At 54.4% G+C, this 2,279-nt stretch carries 1 rRNA gene; it reads left to right on the top strand.

The features are described from left to right. Window positions 1-2,279 (top strand): 23S ribosomal RNA (locus ACWGJM_RS48960); the annotation flags it as partial.

Genomic DNA, 2,279 nt, shown 5'->3' with positions numbered 1-2,279 from the left:
GTGTTAGTGGAAGCGTCTGGAAAGTCGCAGGGTACAGGGTGATACTCCCGTACACTAAAACACACAGGCTGTGAACTCGAAGAGTAGGGCGGGACACGTGGTATCCTGTCTGAATATGGGGGGACCATCCTCCAAGGCTAAATACTCCCTAGTGACCGATAGTGAACCAGTACCGTGAGGGAAAGGTGAAAAGCACCCCGGAAGGGGAGTGAAAGAGATCCTGAAACCGTGTGCCTACAAGTAGTCAGAGCCCGTTAACGGGTGATGGCGTGCCTTTTGTAGAATGAACCGGCGAGTTACGATCCCGTGCAAGGTTAAGCAGAAGATGCGGAGCCGCAGCGAAAGCGAGTCTGAATAGGGCGAATTGAGTACGTGGTCGTAGACCCGAAACCAGGTGATCTACCCATGTCCAGGGTGAAGTTCAGGTAACACTGAATGGAGGCCCGAACCCACGCACGTTGAAAAGTGCGGGGATGAGGTGTGGGTAGGGGTGAAATGCCAATCGAACCTGGAGATAGCTGGTTCTCTCCGAAATAGCTTTAGGGCTAGCCTCAAGGTAAGAGTCTTGGAGGTAGAGCACTGATTGGACTAGGGGCCCCTACCGGGTTACCGAATTCAGTCAAACTCCGAATGCCGATGACTTATCCTTGGGAGTCAGACTGCGAGTGATAAGATCCGTAGTCGAAAGGGAAACAGCCCAGACCGCCAGCTAAGGTCCCAAAGTATACGTTAAGTGGAAAAGGATGTGGAGTTGCTTAGACAACCAGGATGTTGGCTTAGAAGCAGCCACCATTTAAAGAGTGCGTAATAGCTCACTGGTCGAGTGACTCTGCGCCGAAAATGTACCGGGGCTAAACGTATCACCGAAGCTGCGGACTGTTCTTCGAACAGTGGTAGGAGAGCGTTCTAAGGGCTGTGAAGCCAGACCGGAAGGACTGGTGGAGCGCTTAGAAGTGAGAATGCCGGTATGAGTAGCGAAAGAGGGGTGAGAATCCCCTCCACCGAATGCCTAAGGTTTCCTGAGGAAGGCTCGTCCGCTCAGGGTTAGTCGGGACCTAAGCCGAGGCCGAAAGGCGTAGGCGATGGACAACAGGTTGATATTCCTGTACCACCTCCTCACCATTTGAGCAATGGGGGGACGCAGGAGGATAGGGTAAGCGCGGTATTGGATATCCGCGTCCAAGCAGTTAGGCTGGGAAATAGGCAAATCCGTTTCCCGTGAAGGCTGAGCTGTGATGGCGAGCGAAATATAGTAGCGAAGTTCCTGATTCCACACTGCCAAGAAAAGCCTCTAGCGAGGTGAGAGGTGCCCGTACCGCAAACCGACACAGGTAGGCGAGGAGAGAATCCTAAGGTGATCGAGAGAACTCTCGTTAAGGAACTCGGCAAAATGACCCCGTAACTTCGGGAGAAGGGGTGCTCTGTTAGGGTGCAAGCCCGAGAGAGCCGCAGTGAATAGGCCCAGGCGACTGTTTAGCAAAAACACAGGTCTCTGCGAAGCCGTAAGGCGAAGTATAGGGGCTGACGCCTGCCCGGTGCTGGAAGGTTAAGAGGAGCGCTTAGCGTATGCGAAGGTGCGAATTGAAGCCCCAGTAAACGGCGGCCGTAACTATAACGGTCCTAAGGTAGCGAAATTCCTTGTCGGGTAAGTTCCGACCCGCACGAAAGGCGCAACGATCTGGGCACTGTCTCAACGAGAGACTCGGTGAAATTATAGTACCTGTGAAGATGCAGGTTACCCGCGACAGGACGGAAAGACCCCGTGGAGCTTTACTGCAGCCTGATATTGAATGTTGGTACAGCTTGTACAGGATAGGTAGGAGCCTTGGAAACCGGAGCGCCAGCTTCGGTGGAGGCATCGGTGGGATACTACCCTGGCTGTATTGACCTTCTAACCCGCCGCCCTTATCGGGCGGGGAGACAGTGTCAGGTGGGCAGTTTGACTGGGGCGGTCGCCTCCTAAAAAGTAACGGAGGCGCCCAAAGGTTCCCTCAGAATGGTTGGAAATCATTCGCAGAGTGTAAAGGCACAAGGGAGCTTGACTGCGAGACCTACAAGTCGAGCAGGGACGAAAGTCGGGCTTAGTGATCCGGTGGTTCCGCATGGAAGGGCCATCGCTCAACGGATAAAAGCTACCCCGGGGATAACAGGCTTATCTCCCCCAAGAGTCCACATCGACGGGGAGGTTTGGCACCTCGATGTCGGCTCATCGCATCCTGGGGCTGTAGTCGGTCCCAAGGGTTGGGCTGTTCGCCCATTAAAGCGGTACGCGAGCTGGG

Source organism: Streptomyces sp. NPDC054834 (genome assembly GCF_053611185.1).
Note: the sequence above shows the minus strand (reverse complement) of the source record. Positions and strands in the feature narration are given on the sequence as shown.